The organism is Mesorhizobium sp. M6A.T.Ce.TU.002.03.1.1 (genome assembly GCF_003997275.1).
In the GTDB taxonomy this organism is placed as follows: Bacteria; Pseudomonadota; Alphaproteobacteria; order Rhizobiales; family Rhizobiaceae; genus Mesorhizobium; species Mesorhizobium mediterraneum.
In genome coordinates, this window is sequence record NZ_RZTI01000070.1 from 1 (window position 1) to 16592 (window position 16592).

The window sequence follows — 16592 nt, forward strand, 5'->3', positions numbered from 1 at the left end:
CACCTGCAGCGGCATGGCCTGGCCGATGGTGGCCCGCTCGACCGAAACCTGCTCGCCATTGACCGACACGCGCACATCGACCGAGCCGGCCTCATTGTTGGTGCCGATGACGCGATAGGTCATTTCGAGCGGCTTGCCGACCAGACCGAAGCGCGGCGCATTCTCGAAGCGGATGCGGCGATCCTTTTCCTGGTCGTTGCCGGTGATCAGCGCGTGCAGCGGGGCGTGGAAGTCGGGTGTGCCGGCGGGGGCGTCATGCACCTCGCCATCGGTGATCATGATGGCGCCGCCGATGCGCGAAGGCGGCACGTCGCGGAAAGCGCTTTCAAGCGCACCGAAAAGCCGCGTTTCAGTGCGCTCCTCGGCGGCTTCCGACTTGCCGGCCTCAACAACGCGGACGTCGAACTGCTTGAAGCGGCCGAGGCGCTGCTGAAGCCCGGCCAGCGCCTCGTCGGTCTGCTTGGTGCGTTCGCCAATGTCCTGGCTCTGGCTGCGGTCGACGACGACGACGACGACGCTTTTCAGCGCCTCGCGCTCTTCGTCGAGGGCCACAGGGTTGAGCAGGGCCGCACCCAGCGCGAGCAGGGCGGCGAAACGGAAGACCGCGCCGCGCTGGCGAAACCACAGGCCGACCAGTGCCAGCAGCAACAGCGGCGCCAGCACCAAGCCAAGCAGCGGCCAGGAAATGAGCGGTTCGAAGGCGAGCGACCAATTCATGGCTTACTGCCCCAGCCGTTCGAGCAGCACCGGCACATGCACCTGATCGGATTTGTAATTGCCGGTCAGCATGTACATCATGATGTTGACCCCGGCGCGCAGCGCGTAAATGCGCTGCATCGGGTCCGACGGCACGGTCGGCAAAAGCGGGTCGCCATTCTCGTCGACCGCCCAGGCGCCGGCGAAATCATTGGCGGTGATCATGATCGGCGAGACGCCGTCGCCGGTGCGCACCGGGCGGTTCTCGGTGTTGCTGGCTTCGAGCGACGCCGCGACCCAGAGCGGGCTGCCGGCGAAGCGTCCGGGAAACTCAGGCAGGATGTAGAAGGATTTGGTCAGCACATGGTCCGACGGCACCGGTTCCAGCGGCGGCACGTTGAGGTTGCCGAGGATGTCGCGCAGCCGCTCCGTCGCCGGGCTGGCCGAATCCGCGCCGATGCCGGTGGCGAACTGGTCGCGCGTGTCGAACAGCACCGTGCCGCCCTGCTGCATATAGGCGTCGACGCGGGCGATCGCGGCCTGGCTCGGCATCGGCGCGGCAGGGTCGATCGGCCAGTAGATCAGCGGATAGAAGGACAGCTGGTCCTTCGAGATATCGACGCTGGCCGGCGCGCCCGGCTCGAGCGCGGTCTTCTCGATCAGGAAGCGGGTCAGGCCCTCCAGCCCGGCCCGGCTGATCGAATCGACGCTCTGTTCGCCGGTCTGCACATAGGCGATCCGGGTCTTCGAAATGTCCTCGATCGCCCGGTCATCGCCCGGTTTGGCATCGTCGGCGCGGGCGATGTCGGTGTGGCCGCCCAGGGCGCCGAGCGCAATCAGCAGGGCGGCGGTGGTTGCGGCAGCAGTGCCGGCGCGGCGCGGCCGGCGCGAGAACAGGCCGCCCATCCAGAACACGGCCAGCGTGTCGAGCACCATCAGCAACAGTGCTGCCGCCACCAGCGGGCCTTTCAAATTGTGCGATTCGTCGAAAGCGTACTGGATGGTGGTGACCGGCACGGTGATCTGAGGACGGACCAGCGGCGCGAAGCTGCTTTCGGCATAGAGCAGATTGTGGGCGAAGACGCCGGTTTCGGAGCCGTACAGGCCGGGCGGGTTCTCGAACGTCACCGGCAGCGGGCCGGCACCCGGCACCAGCGGCCTTGCATCCGGCGTCGGCGGCACCAGCGTGCCGTCGGCCGATATCATGCGGTAGGGCGCCAGCGAAGTGGCGGCGGCCTCGGCATTGGCGACCGCCGCACCCTGGTTGCGCGACAGTTGCACGATGCGGCGCAGCATCTCGACGAAGCTGCCGGAGATCGGCAGGTTCGACCAGGTCGCCTCCGGCGTGACATGGAACAGGACGAGCGTGCCCTTGCCCTTCTTCATTCCGGTCACCAGTGGCGTGCCGTCGGCAAGCGTGGCCCAGGTGCGCTCGACGATATCGGGCGTCGGCTCAGCCAGCACCTGCCTGGTGACGGTGACCTCGGCGGGCGGAGCGAGGTCGGCGAAGGGACCGGTCTTCGGAAAATCGGTGACCGCCTGCGGCGTCGTCCACGACAGCGCGCCGCCGAGCGAGCGCTCGCCGGTGCGCAGCCTGACCGGCAGCAGATCGTCGTCATTGCCGCCGGCGACCAGCCGCGAGCCGGCGAACCGCACCAGCGTGCCGCCATTGTCGACCCAGTCGACCAGCCTTTGCCGCACCTGCTCCGGAATGGTGCCGACATCGGCCATGACGATCATCGCCGGCTTCTGGTCGAGAAGCTGCGGGATGGCGTCGGCGAGATCGGCGCTCGACGGCTCAGCCAGATCGGCGAAGGGCTGCAGCGCGCGTCTGATATAGTAGAGCGGCGACAGAAGCGGCTGCGCCTGGTCGGCCTCGGCCTGCGACAGCAGCCCGACGCGGCGGCGCTTGGAATTCTCGTCGAGCACGCGTACGGCGCCGGCCTGCCGCTGGCCGTCGAGCGCGATCGAGGCGAAATCGTTGCGCAGCTCGAACGGCACCGCCATCGTGCCGGTGGCGATGGATTCGCCCGGCGAGAAGGTCAGCGTGGCGTCGGCGATGCGGCGGCCCTTATCGTCGAAGGCGCCGGCGGTCACCTGAGCCGGCGCCGGATCGCCCGGCGCGCGGATGGCGGTCAGCTCGAAGCCGTCCACCTGGTTGTCGGCGCCGGTCAGGCCGATCAAGGTAGGCCTGTCGGAAACGGCCCAGACGACACGGGCGGCGTTCTTCGACAAAAGCGTGTTGAAGGCGGCCTCGTCACCTTCCGCCGCCAGACCGTCGGCGAGCACGGCGACGCTGGCGCCCGGCAAGCTCTCCAGGGTTGCCGCGACGCGGGCGTAGACGGCAGGGCGGTCGGTCGGGATCGGCCTCGGCTTTGCCGCGCGCAGCCGGTCGAGCGCGGCGGCGGCGTCGAAGGGGCCGATCTCGGCATTCGGCTTTTCGGCGGTGAAGGCGATGATGACAGGCACCTCGTTGGAGCTGGCATCGGCGATCAGCCGTTCGGCCGTGGCGACGCGCTGGCCCCAGTCGGCGGCACTTGCCCAGTCATTGTCGATCACCAGCGCAAGGGCGGCGCCTTCGGCCGGCAGTTTTTCACGCGGGTTGAAGACAGGTTCGGCCAGCGCCGCAACGATAAGGGCCGCCATCAGCAGCCTGAGCAGCGTCAGCCACCATGGGCTCTGTTGCGGCGTCTCCTCGCGCTTCAGCACCCGGGCCAGGATCTTCAGCGGTGGGAATATCTCGGTCTGCGGCTTGGGCGGGGTGAACCGCAAAAGCCACCAGATCACCGGCAGCGCCAGAAGGCCCCACAGCACCATCGGCGCCCCGAAGGAGAGCGGCAGCCAACTCATGCGCGGATCCTCCCGGCTGAGCTGCCATCGACGGTCATCGCCATATGGACACGCACCAGCGCATCGGAGGCGAGGCGATCGGTGTGGTTGACCGTGAAGCTCCAGCCGAGCCGCTTGCACCAGTCGGTCAGCTCCTGGCGGCGGGCGATGTAAAGCAGGCGGTATTCATCGCCCAGCGTTTCGGCGCGGCCGGCGGTCAGCTTGTCGCCGGTCTCGGGATCGGTGAATTCGGTACGGCCGGCATAAGGAAATCTCTCCTCGGCCGGGTCGGCGACCTCGATCAGATGGGCACGCACGCCGTGGCGGGCGAGCACGTCGAGCCAGGCGATGGTGTCCTCGACCGGATCGAGGAAATCGCTGACGATGACGATGTCGCAGAAGCGGCGAATGCCGGACAGGTCGGGCTTTGCCGGCAATTCGCCGGCATGGGTGAGTTGCGCCGCGATACGCTCGGCGCCGTTGCGGGCGGTGAACGGATCGGTCAGCCCGGGCCAGGCGATACGCTCGCCGCTGCGCGACAGAAGCTCGGCCATGGCCAGCGCCAGCACCAGCGCGCGGGATTCCTTCGAGACGGTGGCTCCGGTCGATTTGTAGAGCATTGAGGGCGAGGGATCTGCCCACAGCCACACCGTATGGGCCGCTTCCCATTCGCGGTCGCGCACATAGATGTGATCGTCACGGGCCGAGCGGCGCCAGTCGATACGTGAGGAATCGCCTTCGACATAGGGCCGGAACTGCCAGAAATTCTCGCCGATGCCGCGCTTGCGGCGGCCGTGCCAGCCGGCGATCACCGTGTTGACGATGCGGCGCGCCTCGACCAGCAGGTCAGGGACCAGCGACGCCCGCAACCGGCCGCGGGCGAGCGCGTCACGCGTCGCTGCCGGTGCCTGGGCCTCGCCTATACGCGCCATCAGATGCCTTTTGCCAGTTTCGCCACCACGTCGCGCACGGTCGTGCCCTCGGCACGGGCGGCAAAGGTCAGCGCCATGCGGTGCTGCAGCACCGGCTCGGCCAGCGCTCTGATGTCGTCGACCGACGGCGCCAGCCGTCCGTCGTAAAGGGCGCGGGCGCGGGCGCACAGCGTCAGCGCCTGGCTGGCGCGTGGGCCCGGGCCCCAGGCGACGTGTTTATCGGTCTCGGCATTGCCCTGGCCGGGGCGCGCCGAGCGCACCAGCTGGAGGATCGCCTCGACGACGCTTTCCGGCACCGGCATGCGGCGGATCAAGGTCTGGATCTCCTTCAGTCGCGCCGGCTGCAGCACGTTCTGCGCCTTGGCGTCCTCGATGCCGGTGGTTTCCAGCAGGATGCGGCGCTCCGCCTCGATTTCCGGATAGAGGATGTCGACCTGCATCAGGAAGCGGTCGAGCTGCGCCTCGGGCAGCGGATAGGTGCCTTCCTGCTCTAGCGGGTTCTGCGTTGCCAGCACGTGGAACGGCGCCGGCAGGTCATGGCGGACACCGGCAATGGTGACGTGGTATTCCTGCATCGACTGCAGCAGCGCCGACTGGGTGCGCGGCGAGGCGCGGTTGATCTCGTCGGCCATCAGCAGCTGCGCGAAGATCGGCCCGGAGATAAAGCGGAAAGAACGCTTGCCGAATTCGTCCTGCTCCATCACCTCGGAGCCGAGAATGTCGGACGGCATCAGGTCGGGCGTGAACTGGATGCGGCGGGAATCGAGGCCGAGCACGATGCCCAGCGTCTCGACCAGCTTGGTCTTGGCGAGGCCGGGCACGCCGACCAGCAGCGCATGGCCGCCGGCCAGCAGCGCCACCAGCGTGCGTTCGACAACGCTTTCCTGGCCGAAGATGACGCGGCCGACGCCATCGCGAACCCTGGAAATGTCGGCCAGCGCCGTCTCGGCCTGGTCGATCATATCCTTTTCGCTGATCGGGCTTTCCTTGATCATCACGCTCATGCAGCATCGATCCTTCTCGTTGGAAATACCGGCTTGCACCTTCGACGCCGCAGAATGCCGCGATTCGGCCTCGCATGGCGCCTGTCTTTGAACTTAAATCACAGACTTAGGCTGACAAGCGGAACAACAGTGACTATTTCGTGACCATGACAGAACGCGCCGAGGATCGTGAAGAGAGTTTGACGGCCGTCGCTGAGGCGCGGGGACTGGAGGCGCTGATCTCGCGTGCCGCCCGCGCAGGTAAGGGGCCGGCGCCGGTGGAGCGCTGGAATCCGGCCTTTTGCGGCGATCTCGACATGGAGATCAGACAGGACGGCACTTGGTTCTACCTGGGCACACCGATCGGCCGCATGCCGCTGGTGCAGCTGTTTTCCTCCGTGCTGCGCAAGGACGAAGACGGCAAGACCTATCTGGTGACGCCGGTGGAAAGGGTCGGCATCCGCGTCGCCGATGCGCCTTTCATCGCCGTCGAGATGGACGTTTGCGGCACCGGCGATGGCCAAGTCATCACCTTCCGCACCAATGTCGGCGATGTGGTCGAGGCCGGGCCGGACCATCCGCTGCGCTTCGTCGACGAGGATGCGACCGGTGGCCTGAAACCCTATGTGCTGGTGCGCGGACGGCTGGAGGCGCTGGTGGCGCGGCCGGTCATGTACGAACTGGTCGAGCATGGCGAAGAGATCGAGGTCGGCGGCAGGAGGATGTTTGCCGTCCGCTCGAAGGGCGCGGTCTATCCGATCATGCCGGCGGAAAAACTGCAGCGGCTGAGCGCGTGATGGGGCAGCGTATGATGGATCAGGTGACGCCGGTGCCGTTTTCCGCCGAGGATTTTCGCGCCCGTGTCGCGGCACAGCCGCTAGCGCATGCCGCAGACGATTACGGCGACCATCGCTTCAATCCCGGCCATCCGCGTTTAAAGCTCGCGAAGGCCCTGCGCGATGCCGCGGTGCTCATCCCGGTGGTCGATCACGGACGCGACGCCACAGTTCTCCTGACCAAACGGGCGGAAAACCTGCGCAACCATTCGGGGCAGGTGGCTTTTCCAGGCGGCACGATCGACCCGACCGACGCGAGCCCGGAGACGGCGGCATTGCGCGAGACGTTCGAGGAGATCGGTCTTGGCCAGGACCGGATCGAGATCATCGGCCGCATGCCCGATTATGTCTCCGGCAGCGGCTATCGCATCGCCCCGGTGTTGGGGATCGTGCAGCCGGGTTTTTCACTGACGCTGAATTCCGAGGAGGTCGACGCCGTCTTCGAGGTGCCGCTGCGCTTCCTGATGGACCCGGCCAACCATGGCCGCGACAGCCGCATGTGGAACGACCTGGAATGGGTCTTCTACGAGATGCCCTATGGCGGCCAGCGCATCTGGGGCGTCACCGCCGGCATCATTCGCACGCTCTATGAAAGGCTCTATACGTGAGCGGCCGGATGTCGCTCGCGGGCAAAGCCGACTGGCTCGGCGAAAAGCACCTGCAGCGCCTGCTGGCGGCGCTGGCGGATGGCGGCGAGGAGGCGCGTGTCGCCGGCGGCGCGGTGCGCAATGCGCTTATCGGCCAGCCGGTCGCCGACGTCGATATCGCCACCACTTGCCTGCCTGATGAAACCATCCGGCGCGCCGAGGCGGCGGGCTTCAAGGCCGTGCCGACCGGCATCGAGCACGGCACCATCACGATTGTCGCCGGCGGCAAACCGTTCGAGGTGACCACGCTGCGCGCCGACATCGAGACCGACGGACGGAGAGCCAAAGTGTCGTTCGGGCGCGACTGGAAGGCCGACGCGCAACGGCGCGATTTCACCATCAACGCACTCTATGCCGAGGCCGACGGCACGGTCGTCGACCTCGTCGGCGGCATCGCCGATATCGAGGCGCGCCGGCTGCGCTTCATCGGCGATCCGGAGGCACGCATCCGCGAGGACTATCTGCGCATCCTGCGCTTTTTCCGCTTCTTCGCCTGGTATGGCGACGGCCGGCCCGATGCCGAAGGACTGAAGGCTTGCGCCCGGCTCAAGGAGGGGCTCAGCCAACTCTCGGTCGAGCGCGTCTGGTCCGAGCTGAAAAAGCTGCTGGCAGCGCCCGATCCATCGCGCGCCTTGCTGTGGATGCGCCAAGCCAGCGTGCTCACCAGCGTTCTGCCGGAGAGCGAGAAATGGGGCATCGATGCGATCCATGCGCTGACCAGGACCGAGAAAGATCTGGGCTGGACGCCGGACCCGCTGCTCAGGCTGGAAGCGATCGTGCCGCCGGATGTCGCGCGGATGAAGACGCTGGCTGAGCGGCTGAGATTCTCCGTCAGCGAAGCCGTCCGTCTCAGGCAGTGGACGCTGACAGCGCCTGTCGCGCCTAAGACGACCGAAGTGGAACTCGCAAAACGGCTCTATCGTGGTGATCGTCAGGGCTTTGTCGATCGCTTGCGGCTGTCGCTTGCTTCGGCTCGAGCCCGCGCGGTCGAGGACAATGACGCGTTGCTCGAAGCCGGCGGCTTCTCGCGCCTGCTGGCCTTCGCCGGAAAATGGAAAAAGCCCGACTTTCCGCTCAAGGGCGCCGATCTGACGACGCTTGGCGCGTCGCCCGGGCCGAAACTCGGCGCAACCTTGAAAAACCTCGAAAACGAGTGGATCGAGTCCGGCTTTGCGCTGGATCGCGGCGCGCTCCTCAATCGCGCCGCAGAAGCACTCGAAAGTTAGAGACCGTTTGGAAACTCTACTCTGGCGGCCATCTGGTGGCGTTTTCTGCGCTTCCGGTGCTCACGGACCCAGCGCATGACCCCGGAAACCGAAATCGGTTTCCGGAAAGGATCATGCGCCAACCAAAGTGTTAGAGCGTCCTTAGCGCGTCCAATGGACGCGCGGCGCTCTAATGTCCGCTGCGCTCCGGTTCTCGAAACCACCACCATATGACTCGCCAGAGCGAATTTCGAAACAGTCTCTTAGGTAAATCAGGCCGCGTCGCGGGCCTTTTCGATGCGTGAACGGATCGCTTCGATCATCGTCTCGCGGATGATCGTCTCGCCATGCGTCTCACGCATGTGCTCGACCGCGCGACGCATGATCTCGGCTTCCTCGTCGGCGCGCGTATGCCAGTCACAACCCGGAACGAGCGAGCCGCAGTGGAATTCCTTCATCGGATTTTCTCCCTTTTCCTCCTCGGAGCTCCGCGCATTTGCTTGGGCACGGAAGCTCCAGCACCTTTGATCGACGCATGATCCCTGTCGAAAACCGGTATCGGTATTCGGGTCATGCGCTGGCCGAGCAAGCATAACACGATCGACTGGTTTTGGTTGCGTTAGAGCGCCGCGCGTCCGGAGGACGCGTAAAAGACGCTCTAACATTATTTGTTATCTGCGCATGATCCTTTCCGAAAACCGATTCGGTTTTCGGGGTCATGCGCGAAAGACCGAAAAGGCGGAGCAGCGCTGCTCCTCCCTCTTACGCTACCCCAGAGACAAGACCTCATCTTGCTCCAGCGGGCAGGCCGTCACTTCACGATCCTGACTGCCTCGGCAATTTTGTTGTTGCCGCTCATGTCCCACGAAACGCGGACCTTTTCGCCGGCCTTCAGGCCAGGATCCTTGAAGGCCTTGGGCAGCGTAAAGGTAGATCCGTCATCCAGAACAAGGCTCATGGCCGTTCCATCATAGGTCTTGACCGTGCCCGTGGTGTGCTTGACCGCTGCGAAGGCAGCGCCACCAGAGGCAAGAACGGCAGCAGCCGCAGCCGACATAATAAGCTTGCGCATGGATGCTCTCCTGGAAAATGAGGGCACCTGATTGGGGAGGTGCCCCACTCAATTATGGGCCGTCCGGTCGCGTCGGGTCGCGGTTCTAGAGGAGGCGAGAACCGCCGGCGTTTCCCGGCCTGGAAACGAAAAATAGTCCTGTTTTTTCAAAGGGATATTAGACGAAAAAGATATCCTGTGCGCCACATTCACCGCCAAAATCAGGCGATTTGGACCTGATTGCGGCTCACGTCCAGCTCACCGAGATTTTACGGCCATTTCACCTCTGGCGGCAGACTGGACAGGATCGAGGCGACGTTGCCGCCTGTCTTCAGCCCGAAGATGGTGCCGCGATCGTGAAGCAAGTTGAATTCGACGTAGCGGCCACGGCGGATCAGCTGTTCGTCGCGGTCGCCGTCGGTCCAGTTGTCGTTGAAATTGGCCCGCACCAGATGTCCGTAAACGACGAGAAAAGCGCGCCCGACATCCTGGACGAAGTTGAAATCGGCGTTCCAGCCGCCTCTGTCCTCGACCGAATGCAGCCAGTCGAAGAAGATGCCGCCGGTGCCGCGCGGTTCGTTGCGGTGCGGGAGATAGAAATACTCGTCGCACCAGGCCCTGAATTTCGCGTGGTCGGCCACCGCCGGATGCTTCTCGCAGGCGAACTGCATGGCACGATGGAAGGCAACCGTGTCCGGGTCTTCCTGTGTGCGGCGACGGTCGAGCACCGGCGTCAGGTCGGCGCCGCCGCCGAACCACTGGCGCGAGGTGACGACCATGCGCGTGTTCATATGCACGGCCGGCACGTTGGGGTTCCACGGGTGCGCGATCAGCGAAATGCCGCTCGCCCAGAATCGCGGGTCCTCCTCGGCGCCCGGCATCTGCTTCCTGAACTCCGGCGAGAACTCGCCATAGACGGTGGAGGTGTGGACCCCGACCTTCTCGAAGACGCGGCCACGCATCATCGACATGATGCCGCCGCCGCCCTTGCCGGCATCACGCTCCCACGGCGTCTTTTCGAAGCGACCGGGCGACCATGAGGCCTGCGGTCCCTGCAGGTCCTGCTCGATCTGCTCGAATGCGGCGCAGATGCGCTCGCGCAACGTCTCGAACCACAGCCGCGCCTTCATCTTCTTCTGCTCGATGTCGGCCGGCAGCCCCGCCGGTATTTCGGGTCGTTGCAAATGCCGTCTCCGGTTGCGGGGCGCACCCCGACAAATGACTCGTCTTTTCCGGCCGCGATCCCTAATCTGTTGGGTGCAAGGGTCAAGTGTGAATGGAGTTCTTTCGTGCGCACTCCGGCAAGACCGCCGCTGGATGGCCTGAAGAAGAGGCTCGACCGTTCGCGCGCCGAGCGCGAGCGCATGCCGCGCGACGGGTTCCTGCGCGAGACCTTCGTGCTGCCACGCTCCGATGCGCGGCTCAAGGCGAAGGAGTGGTTCGAGCGCTTTCCCAAGCAGGCCTACTGGACCGAGATCGAAAGCTGGTTCGAGCGGCCGGGCGACGTCATCGAATTCACCATCAGGCGATTGCCGGCGGCGGACTAGGGTGTGTTGATATTCAGGTGATGCCGGCCTGCAAACGGCGGGTTCCTGCGCTTCCGGTGCTCACGTACCAAAAGTACGCTCCGCTCCGGTTCTCGGAAACCACCGTTTTCGACTCGGCCTGACCTGAATCTCAATACACCCTAGCGCGCGACCAACAACCGCCTTGCTCCCGGGCCTTGGGCGCTCAAGCGGTCTTCCTTGTTCCGCAGCGGGCACTTGTCGATCGACATGCAGCCGCAGCCGATGCAATCGGTCAGCCCGTCGCGCAGCTTCTTCAGCTGGGCAATCTTCTGATCGAGTTGGTCGCGCCAGGCCGTTGAAAGCAGGTTCCAGTCCTCGCGCGTCGGAGTGCGGCCTTCAGGCAGCGATTCAAGTGCGGCACCGATCTCGGCCAGCGAAATGCCGACCTCCTGCGCGATCCTGATGATCGCCACCCGCCTCAGCACGTCGCGGCCGTAGCGCCGCTGGTTGCCTGATGTGCGGTGGCTGCGGATCAGTCCGCGCGCCTCGTAGAAATGCAGCGCCGATACCGCCACCCCGCTTCGCGTCGCCACCTGGCCGACCGTCAGTTCCGTCACAACAGCCATTCGAATTTTCCGCTTGACCTCAAGTTAAGTTGAGCTTGTAACGAAGAAATCCTGGACATGCAAACCGCAGGAGAAGGCGATGTGCGCCTGGGTGAGAATGACAAGAGAGGGTGTGGTCGTCGGCCAGAAAGCGGCTGTATTCGCCGCGCCCACCGACGGCCTGCAAATCCTATCCAAGCTGCCGGATCGCCTCGCCGGCCACCATGGCGACGGAGAGCGCGACGTTGATGCTGCGCGCGGCGCCTTGCATCGGTATGATCAGTCGCGCGTCCGCCGCCTCGTGAACAGAATCCGGCACGCCTGCGGATTCGCGGCCGAACAGAAGGACGTCATCGTCGGCGAAGACGAAATCCGTATAGGCGGTCGCAGCCTTGGTCGACAGCAGCACCAGCCGCCGCGCTTCGTCTTTGCGCCAGTTCTCGAAGGCGTGCCAGTCGACATGCCGGGTCAGCGCCGCCATTTCGAGATAGTCCATGCCGGCTCGTTTCAGCGCCCGGTCGGAGAGCGGGAAGCCGGCCGGTTCGATGATGTCGACGACGAGACCGAGGCAAGCCGCGAAGCGCAGGATTGTCCCGGTGTTGCCGGCGATATCCGGCTGGTAGAGCGCGATGCGGAGACGGTCGTTCATTTCCGCGCCCTTTTTATCCGTGGCAGATCGGCCACAGGGGGCTCGCGGTTTTGGAAATTGCTGGACTGGCGGGTGGTCATTTTCTGCGAAGTCGGTTATACGCCGGGCATTGTCAACCCGAACCGATGGAGGGGTAATTCATGATGATCATGCACATCCAGCGCCCCTCTTGTGGGCTTACCAGCCTGCCGGCGGTTTCGGTACGACGATTCTCCTGACCTTTTAGACTTCGATCGCACCGATTCTTAGCCGAAACCTTTTTTCGGTCTTCGAAGGAATCCTGCGATGTTTTTCAAGCTGTCGAAGGGGCTGAACGCCCCACCTGAACACGCCTCTGGGCAATCCCTGCCTTTCGCTGGCCATTCGCCCGCGAGCAGGCCGGATTCACCCTTTTATCCGTATTTTCACATGGAGGACGGACCGATGTTCGATCCCTGCAAAATTCCCGGTTCAAGAAGCCTGCACGAGCGCAGGATGGCGACCTGGGCACTTTTGATCGGCGAAACCTATTCGTCGGCGGTTCACGCCGAGACCCGTCGGCGTCCGCATCGCGGTATGCTGCCGGACGTCGATTTCTCGCGCGCGGTCCCCGACCGCAGTCGGCCGTCGCTGGTGCGCCGGATTATGAGGCTGATCCGCCCTGGCGCAAAAACAGGCGCGAAACTCCGGGTTGTCGACAGGGCGCTGTCAGGATCGTCAAACGAGCCTGTCGGCGAAAAGCCCGCAACACCTTATACTGCGCGAAGCAGGACCGGCGGCCCGGGTGATTCCGGGACGCCGGTCTTTGTCGCCACGCGATCCCATGACGCTACGCGCTCTCGCGCCGCGTGAGCGAAAACGAGCATGTGAGACCAAGACAATGTTCCGTTGGTTTGAAAGAAGGCTCGATCCGTTCCCCGCCGAGGAGCCAGTCGAGCCGCCGAAGACGCTGATCGCCTTCTGCGTGCACTATACGCGCGGCGCCTGGCCCTACATCGCTCTCGATGCGGTGCTGGTGACGGCTATCGCCGTCGCCGAGGTTTGGATGTTCGGCTTCATGGGCCGGATCGTCGACTGGCTGTCGGTGCAGAATCGCGAGACGTTCCTGCAGACCGAGGGCTGGAAACTCGCCGGAATGGCCTTCATCGTGGTGTTCGTGCTGCCGGCGACGGTCTGGTTCCATTCGCTCCTCAACCAGCAGACGCTGATGGGCAATTATCCGATGCGTATCCGCTGGCAGGTGCATCGCTACCTGCTCAAGCAGTCGATGAGCTTCTATCAGGACGAGTTCGCCGGCCGCATCGCGACCAAGCTGATGCAGACCGCGCTCGCCGTGCGCGAGTGCGTCATCAAGCTCATCGACGTGCTGAATTATATCGTCGTCTATTTCCTCGGCATGCTGTTCATCGTCGGCTCGGCCGACTTGCGACTGGCGGCACCGCTCGCCGTCTGGCTTGCCGGCTATATCTTGCTCTTGCGCTACTTCATCCCGCGATTGGGCAAGGTCGGCGAGGAGCAGGCCAATGCGCGCTCGACCATGACCGGCCGCGTCGTCGATAGCTACTCCAACATCCAGACGGTCAAGCTGTTCTCGCATGCCCGGCGCGAGGCGTCCTTCGCGCGGGAAGGCATGGCCGGCTTTCTCGATACGGTCTATCGGTCGATGCGGCTGGTGACGCAGCTCTATGGCCTGCTCTACGTCCTCAACTCGCTGCTGTTGTTTTCGGTCACCGCGATCTCGCTGTGGCTGTGGCTCGGCCATGCAGTGACCATCGGCGCCGTCGCCCTGGTCATCGGCCTCGTGCTTCGGCTCTGGGGCATGTCGCAATGGATCATGTGGGAGATGTCCACCCTGTTCGAAAATATCGGCACGGTGCAGGACGGCATCAGCTCGATCTCGCTGCCGCGCCTCGTCGAAGACAGGCCCGGGGCCAAGGATATTGCCGTCACCAAGGGCGAGATCCGTTTCGAGGACATCCGCTTCCACTACGGCAAGCAGAAGGGCATCATCGAGAGCCTGTCGCTGACGGTGAAGCCGGGTGAAAAGGTCGGCATCGTCGGCCGCTCGGGCGCCGGCAAGTCGACGCTGGTCAACCTTCTCTTGCGCTTCTACGACCTCGAAACTGGCCGGATCCTGATCGACGGCCAGGAAATCGCGGCGGTGACGCAGGATTCGCTGCGCGCCCAGATCGGCATGGTCACCCAGGACACCTCGCTGCTGCATCGTTCGGTGCGTGAGAACATCCTGTATGGCCGGCCGGACGCCAGCAACGAGATGCTGATCGAAGCGGCACGCCGCGCCGAAGCGCTTGATTTCATATCACGGCTTTCGGACGCCAGTGGCCGCACGGGTTTCGATGCGCATGTCGGCGATCGCGGCGTCAAATTGTCCGGCGGCCAGCGGCAACGCATCGCCATTGCCCGCGTTATGCTGAAGGACGCGCCGATCCTCATTCTCGACGAGGCAACGTCTGCGCTTGATTCCGAGGCCGAGGCGGCCATCCAGGAGAACCTCTACAGGCTCATGCAAGGCAAGACCGTCATCGCCATCGCGCACCGGCTCTCGACCATCGCGGCGATGGACCGGCTCGTCGTCATGGACAAGGGCCGCGTCATCGAAGAAGGTTCGCATGAGGAACTCGTCGCCAGCGGCGGGCTCTATGCGCAGCTTTGGCAGCGCCAATCGGGCGGCTTCCTGCTCGACGACGGTGCCGCCGCCAACGATGCCATGATCAAGGGTCAAGCAGCAGAATGATAGCCGCCGAATGATGACTGCCGTCTATCGCTGGTTCGAGAACTGGGTCTATCCATTCAGGGAGCCCGCGGTCCTTCGGCCACCGGTCAGCGTCAGGGGGTTCCTCTGGCACTATGTCGGCCAGGCGAAATTCGCCTTCTTCGCCATGCTTGTCATCGGCGGCATCGCGCCGCTGGTCGAGGCCGGACTGTTCTACTTCGTCGGGCGGCTGGTCGACATTCTCGACCAGCTCCCCGGCGAGCGCAGCTGGGACGCGCTGTGGGCTGCCGCCGGTCCCGAACTTGTCTTCATGGCCGCCGTAGTGCTGGTCATCCGTACCATCGTCGTCGGCCTGGCGGCGCTGGTCGACGAGCAGACGATCACGCCCGGCTTCTACAATCTGGTGCGCTGGCAGGCGCACCGCCATGTCTCGCGCCAGTCCTACGCCTTCTTCCAGAATGATTTCGCCGGACGTATCGCGACCAAGGTCTGGCAGGCAGGGCAGGCGACCGGCGATTTGATGCAAAGCTTCATAGAGGTTGTCTGGTTCATGGTCGTCTATACGGTGACGACGCTGGTTCTGGTCGCCAGCCTCGATCTCAGACTGGCGGTGCTGGTGGTGATCTGGATCACCGCCTTCGGCTGGCTGGCCAAGCGCTATCTGCCGGCGATCCGCAAGCATGCCGAGGCAACCGCCGAGGCGGGTTCGATGATCAACGGCCGCATCGTCGATTCTTATTCGAACGTGCAGACGCTGAAGCTGTTCTCCGCCGACGGCGACGACCGCTACATCAGGAGCGGTTTCGATATCTATCTCGACGCGCTGCGTCCGTTCACCCGCAGGCTGACCGGCGTGCGCATGGCGCTGACGACGCTGTCGGGGATCATGATCACTGCGATCGCCTGTTTTGCGGTCTATCTCTGGGTCGAAGGCTCGATCACAGTCGGCGCCGTCGCCTTCACGCTGTCGCTGGTGCTGCGGCTCAACATGCTGCTCGGCCGGCTGATGATGCAGCTCAACAGCATCCTGCGGAATCTCGGCGTTCTGGAAAACTCCAAGGCGCTGATCTCGCAGCCGCTCGGCCTGACCGATGCGCCCGACGCCAGGGAGCTTGTGGTAGGCGGCGGCCGGATCGACGTGAAGAAGGTCGAGTTCCACTACGGCAAGGGGTTCGGCGTGCTCAACGGCATCGACCTTGTCGTGCGGCCGGGCGAGAAGGTCGGACTGGTCGGGCCGTCCGGCGCCGGCAAGACGACGCTGGCCAATCTGATCCTGCGCCTCTACGACCTCGAGGCCGGCAAGATCACGATCGACGGCCAGGACGTTTCAAAGGTGACGCAGAACTCGCTGCGCGCCAACATCGGCGTCGTCAGCCAGGATACCGCGCTTTTCCACCGTTCCTTGCGCGACAACATCAAGCTTGGCATGCCGGACGCCACCGACGCCGAGGTGATCGCGGCCGCGAAGAAGGCCGAGGCGCACGACTTCATCCTCGACTTGCGCGACAATCGTGATCGCCAGGGCTACGAGGCCTTTGTCGGCGAGCGCGGCGTGAAATTGTCGGGCGGCCAGCGCCAGCGCGTGGCGATCGCCCGCGTCTTCCTCAAGGACGCGCCGATCCTGATACTCGACGAGGCGACGTCGGCACTCGATTCCGACATCGAGGCGGCCATCCAGGAGAACCTGGCGAGGCTGATGGAGAACAAGACGGTCATCGCCATCGCGCACCGGCTGTCGACCATCGCGGCACTCGATCGCCTGGTGGTGCTCGACGGCGGCCGCATCGTCGAACAAGGCACGCATGACGAACTGGTCGCGCTCGACGGGCTTTATGCGCGGCTGTGGAAGCGGCAATCCGGCGGCTTCCTGTTCAACGAGGAGAGCGTGCTGGAGGAGACGCGGCCGGCGGAATAGGGCGGGATTTTCGGCAAAAAACC

15 protein-coding genes and 1 pseudogene are annotated in these 16592 nt (G+C 64.5%); 7 read left to right on the plus strand and 9 right to left on the minus strand.

The window, feature by feature from the left end; translation table 11 throughout:
- From EOC93_RS20145 to EOC93_RS20160, 4 genes and pseudogenes are all read right to left on the minus strand, one after another.
- Positions 1 to 717: pseudogene (locus EOC93_RS20145) on the minus strand (hypothetical protein); the annotation flags it as partial.
- A 3-nt stretch (positions 718 to 720) separates the two neighbouring features.
- Positions 721 to 3546 (minus strand): DUF4159 domain-containing protein, encoded by a 2826-nt coding sequence (locus EOC93_RS20150; protein WP_127205482.1) that lies wholly within the window; start codon positions 3544 to 3546, stop codon positions 721 to 723.
- The gene (locus EOC93_RS20155; RefSeq protein WP_095484211.1) at positions 3543 to 4457 is read right to left on the minus strand and encodes a DUF58 domain-containing protein; all 915 of its coding nucleotides are present in this window, start codon (positions 4455 to 4457) and stop codon (positions 3543 to 3545) included. Before EOC93_RS20155 ends, EOC93_RS20150 begins: the two co-directional genes overlap by 4 nt.
- The gene (locus tag EOC93_RS20160; RefSeq protein ID WP_126105251.1) at positions 4457 to 5461 is read right to left on the minus strand and encodes a MoxR family ATPase; all 1005 of its coding nucleotides are present in this window, start codon (positions 5459 to 5461) and stop codon (positions 4457 to 4459) included. Before EOC93_RS20160 ends, EOC93_RS20155 begins: the two co-directional genes overlap by 1 nt.
- A 146-nt stretch (positions 5462 to 5607) precedes the next feature.
- Here EOC93_RS20160 and EOC93_RS20165 point away from each other — a divergent pair, with 146 nt between their 5' ends.
- The 3 genes from EOC93_RS20165 to EOC93_RS20175 are packed head-to-tail and all read left to right on the plus strand — an operon-like array spanning position 5608 to position 8149.
- Positions 5608 to 6237 (plus strand): DUF1285 domain-containing protein, encoded by a 630-nt coding sequence (locus tag EOC93_RS20165; RefSeq protein WP_126107370.1) that lies wholly within the window; start codon positions 5608 to 5610, stop codon positions 6235 to 6237.
- Between the two features lie 14 nt (positions 6238 to 6251).
- Positions 6252 to 6884, plus strand: coding sequence for a CoA pyrophosphatase (locus tag EOC93_RS20170; RefSeq protein WP_126107371.1), 633 nt, complete (start codon positions 6252 to 6254; stop codon positions 6882 to 6884).
- Positions 6885 to 6892: 8 nt separating this feature from the next.
- Positions 6893 to 8149 (plus strand): CCA tRNA nucleotidyltransferase, encoded by a 1257-nt coding sequence (locus EOC93_RS20175; protein WP_127205483.1) that lies wholly within the window; start codon positions 6893 to 6895, stop codon positions 8147 to 8149.
- 251 nt (positions 8150 to 8400) lie between these two features.
- On the opposite strand, the gene EOC93_RS20180 is transcribed toward EOC93_RS20175, so the two are convergent.
- The 3 genes from EOC93_RS20180 to hemF all read right to left on the minus strand — a co-directional run bounded on the left by EOC93_RS20180 (position 8401) and on the right by hemF (position 10363).
- Positions 8401 to 8586 (minus strand): DUF1059 domain-containing protein, encoded by a 186-nt coding sequence (locus tag EOC93_RS20180; protein WP_023799945.1) that lies wholly within the window; start codon positions 8584 to 8586, stop codon positions 8401 to 8403.
- A 353-nt stretch (positions 8587 to 8939) separates the two neighbouring features.
- Positions 8940 to 9200 (minus strand): DUF1344 domain-containing protein, encoded by a 261-nt coding sequence (locus EOC93_RS20185; RefSeq protein WP_126105253.1) that lies wholly within the window; start codon positions 9198 to 9200, stop codon positions 8940 to 8942.
- A gap of 248 nt (positions 9201 to 9448) precedes the next feature.
- Entirely contained in the window at positions 9449 to 10363 is a 915-nt protein-coding gene (gene hemF, locus EOC93_RS20190; protein ID WP_127205484.1) for an oxygen-dependent coproporphyrinogen oxidase, read from the minus strand.
- 105 nt (positions 10364 to 10468) lie between these two features.
- Between hemF and EOC93_RS20195 the strand changes: the two genes are divergently transcribed.
- Positions 10469 to 10726: a hypothetical protein gene (locus EOC93_RS20195; protein ID WP_006202578.1), complete on the plus strand. Its 258-nt coding sequence runs from the start codon at positions 10469 to 10471 to the stop codon at positions 10724 to 10726.
- Positions 10727 to 10866: 140 nt separating this feature from the next.
- Here EOC93_RS20195 and soxR read toward each other — a convergent pair whose 3' ends face one another.
- Positions 10867 to 11313: a redox-sensitive transcriptional activator SoxR gene (gene soxR, locus EOC93_RS20200; protein ID WP_127205485.1), complete on the minus strand. Its 447-nt coding sequence runs from the start codon at positions 11311 to 11313 to the stop codon at positions 10867 to 10869.
- Between the two features lie 169 nt (positions 11314 to 11482).
- The gene (locus tag EOC93_RS20205) at positions 11483 to 11941 is read right to left on the minus strand and encodes a tRNA (cytidine(34)-2'-O)-methyltransferase (protein ID WP_127205486.1); all 459 of its coding nucleotides are present in this window, start codon (positions 11939 to 11941) and stop codon (positions 11483 to 11485) included.
- Positions 11942 to 12364: 423 nt separating this feature from the next.
- Between EOC93_RS20205 and EOC93_RS20210 the strand changes: the two genes are divergently transcribed.
- From EOC93_RS20210 to EOC93_RS20220, 3 genes are read left to right on the plus strand one after another with little or no spacing between them, the layout of a single operon-like run.
- On the plus strand, positions 12365 to 12772 hold the full coding sequence (locus EOC93_RS20210; RefSeq protein WP_127205487.1) for a hypothetical protein: 408 nt from the start codon (positions 12365 to 12367) through the stop codon (positions 12770 to 12772).
- A 28-nt stretch (positions 12773 to 12800) separates the two neighbouring features.
- Positions 12801 to 14675, plus strand: a complete 1875-nt coding sequence (locus EOC93_RS20215) for an ABC transporter ATP-binding protein (RefSeq protein WP_127205488.1) — start codon at positions 12801 to 12803, stop codon at positions 14673 to 14675.
- Between the two features lie 10 nt (positions 14676 to 14685).
- A complete protein-coding gene (locus EOC93_RS20220) occupies positions 14686 to 16569 on the plus strand; it encodes an ABC transporter ATP-binding protein (protein WP_127205489.1) in 1884 nt (627 codons plus the stop codon).
- Positions 16570 to 16592: the final 23 nt, after the last annotated feature.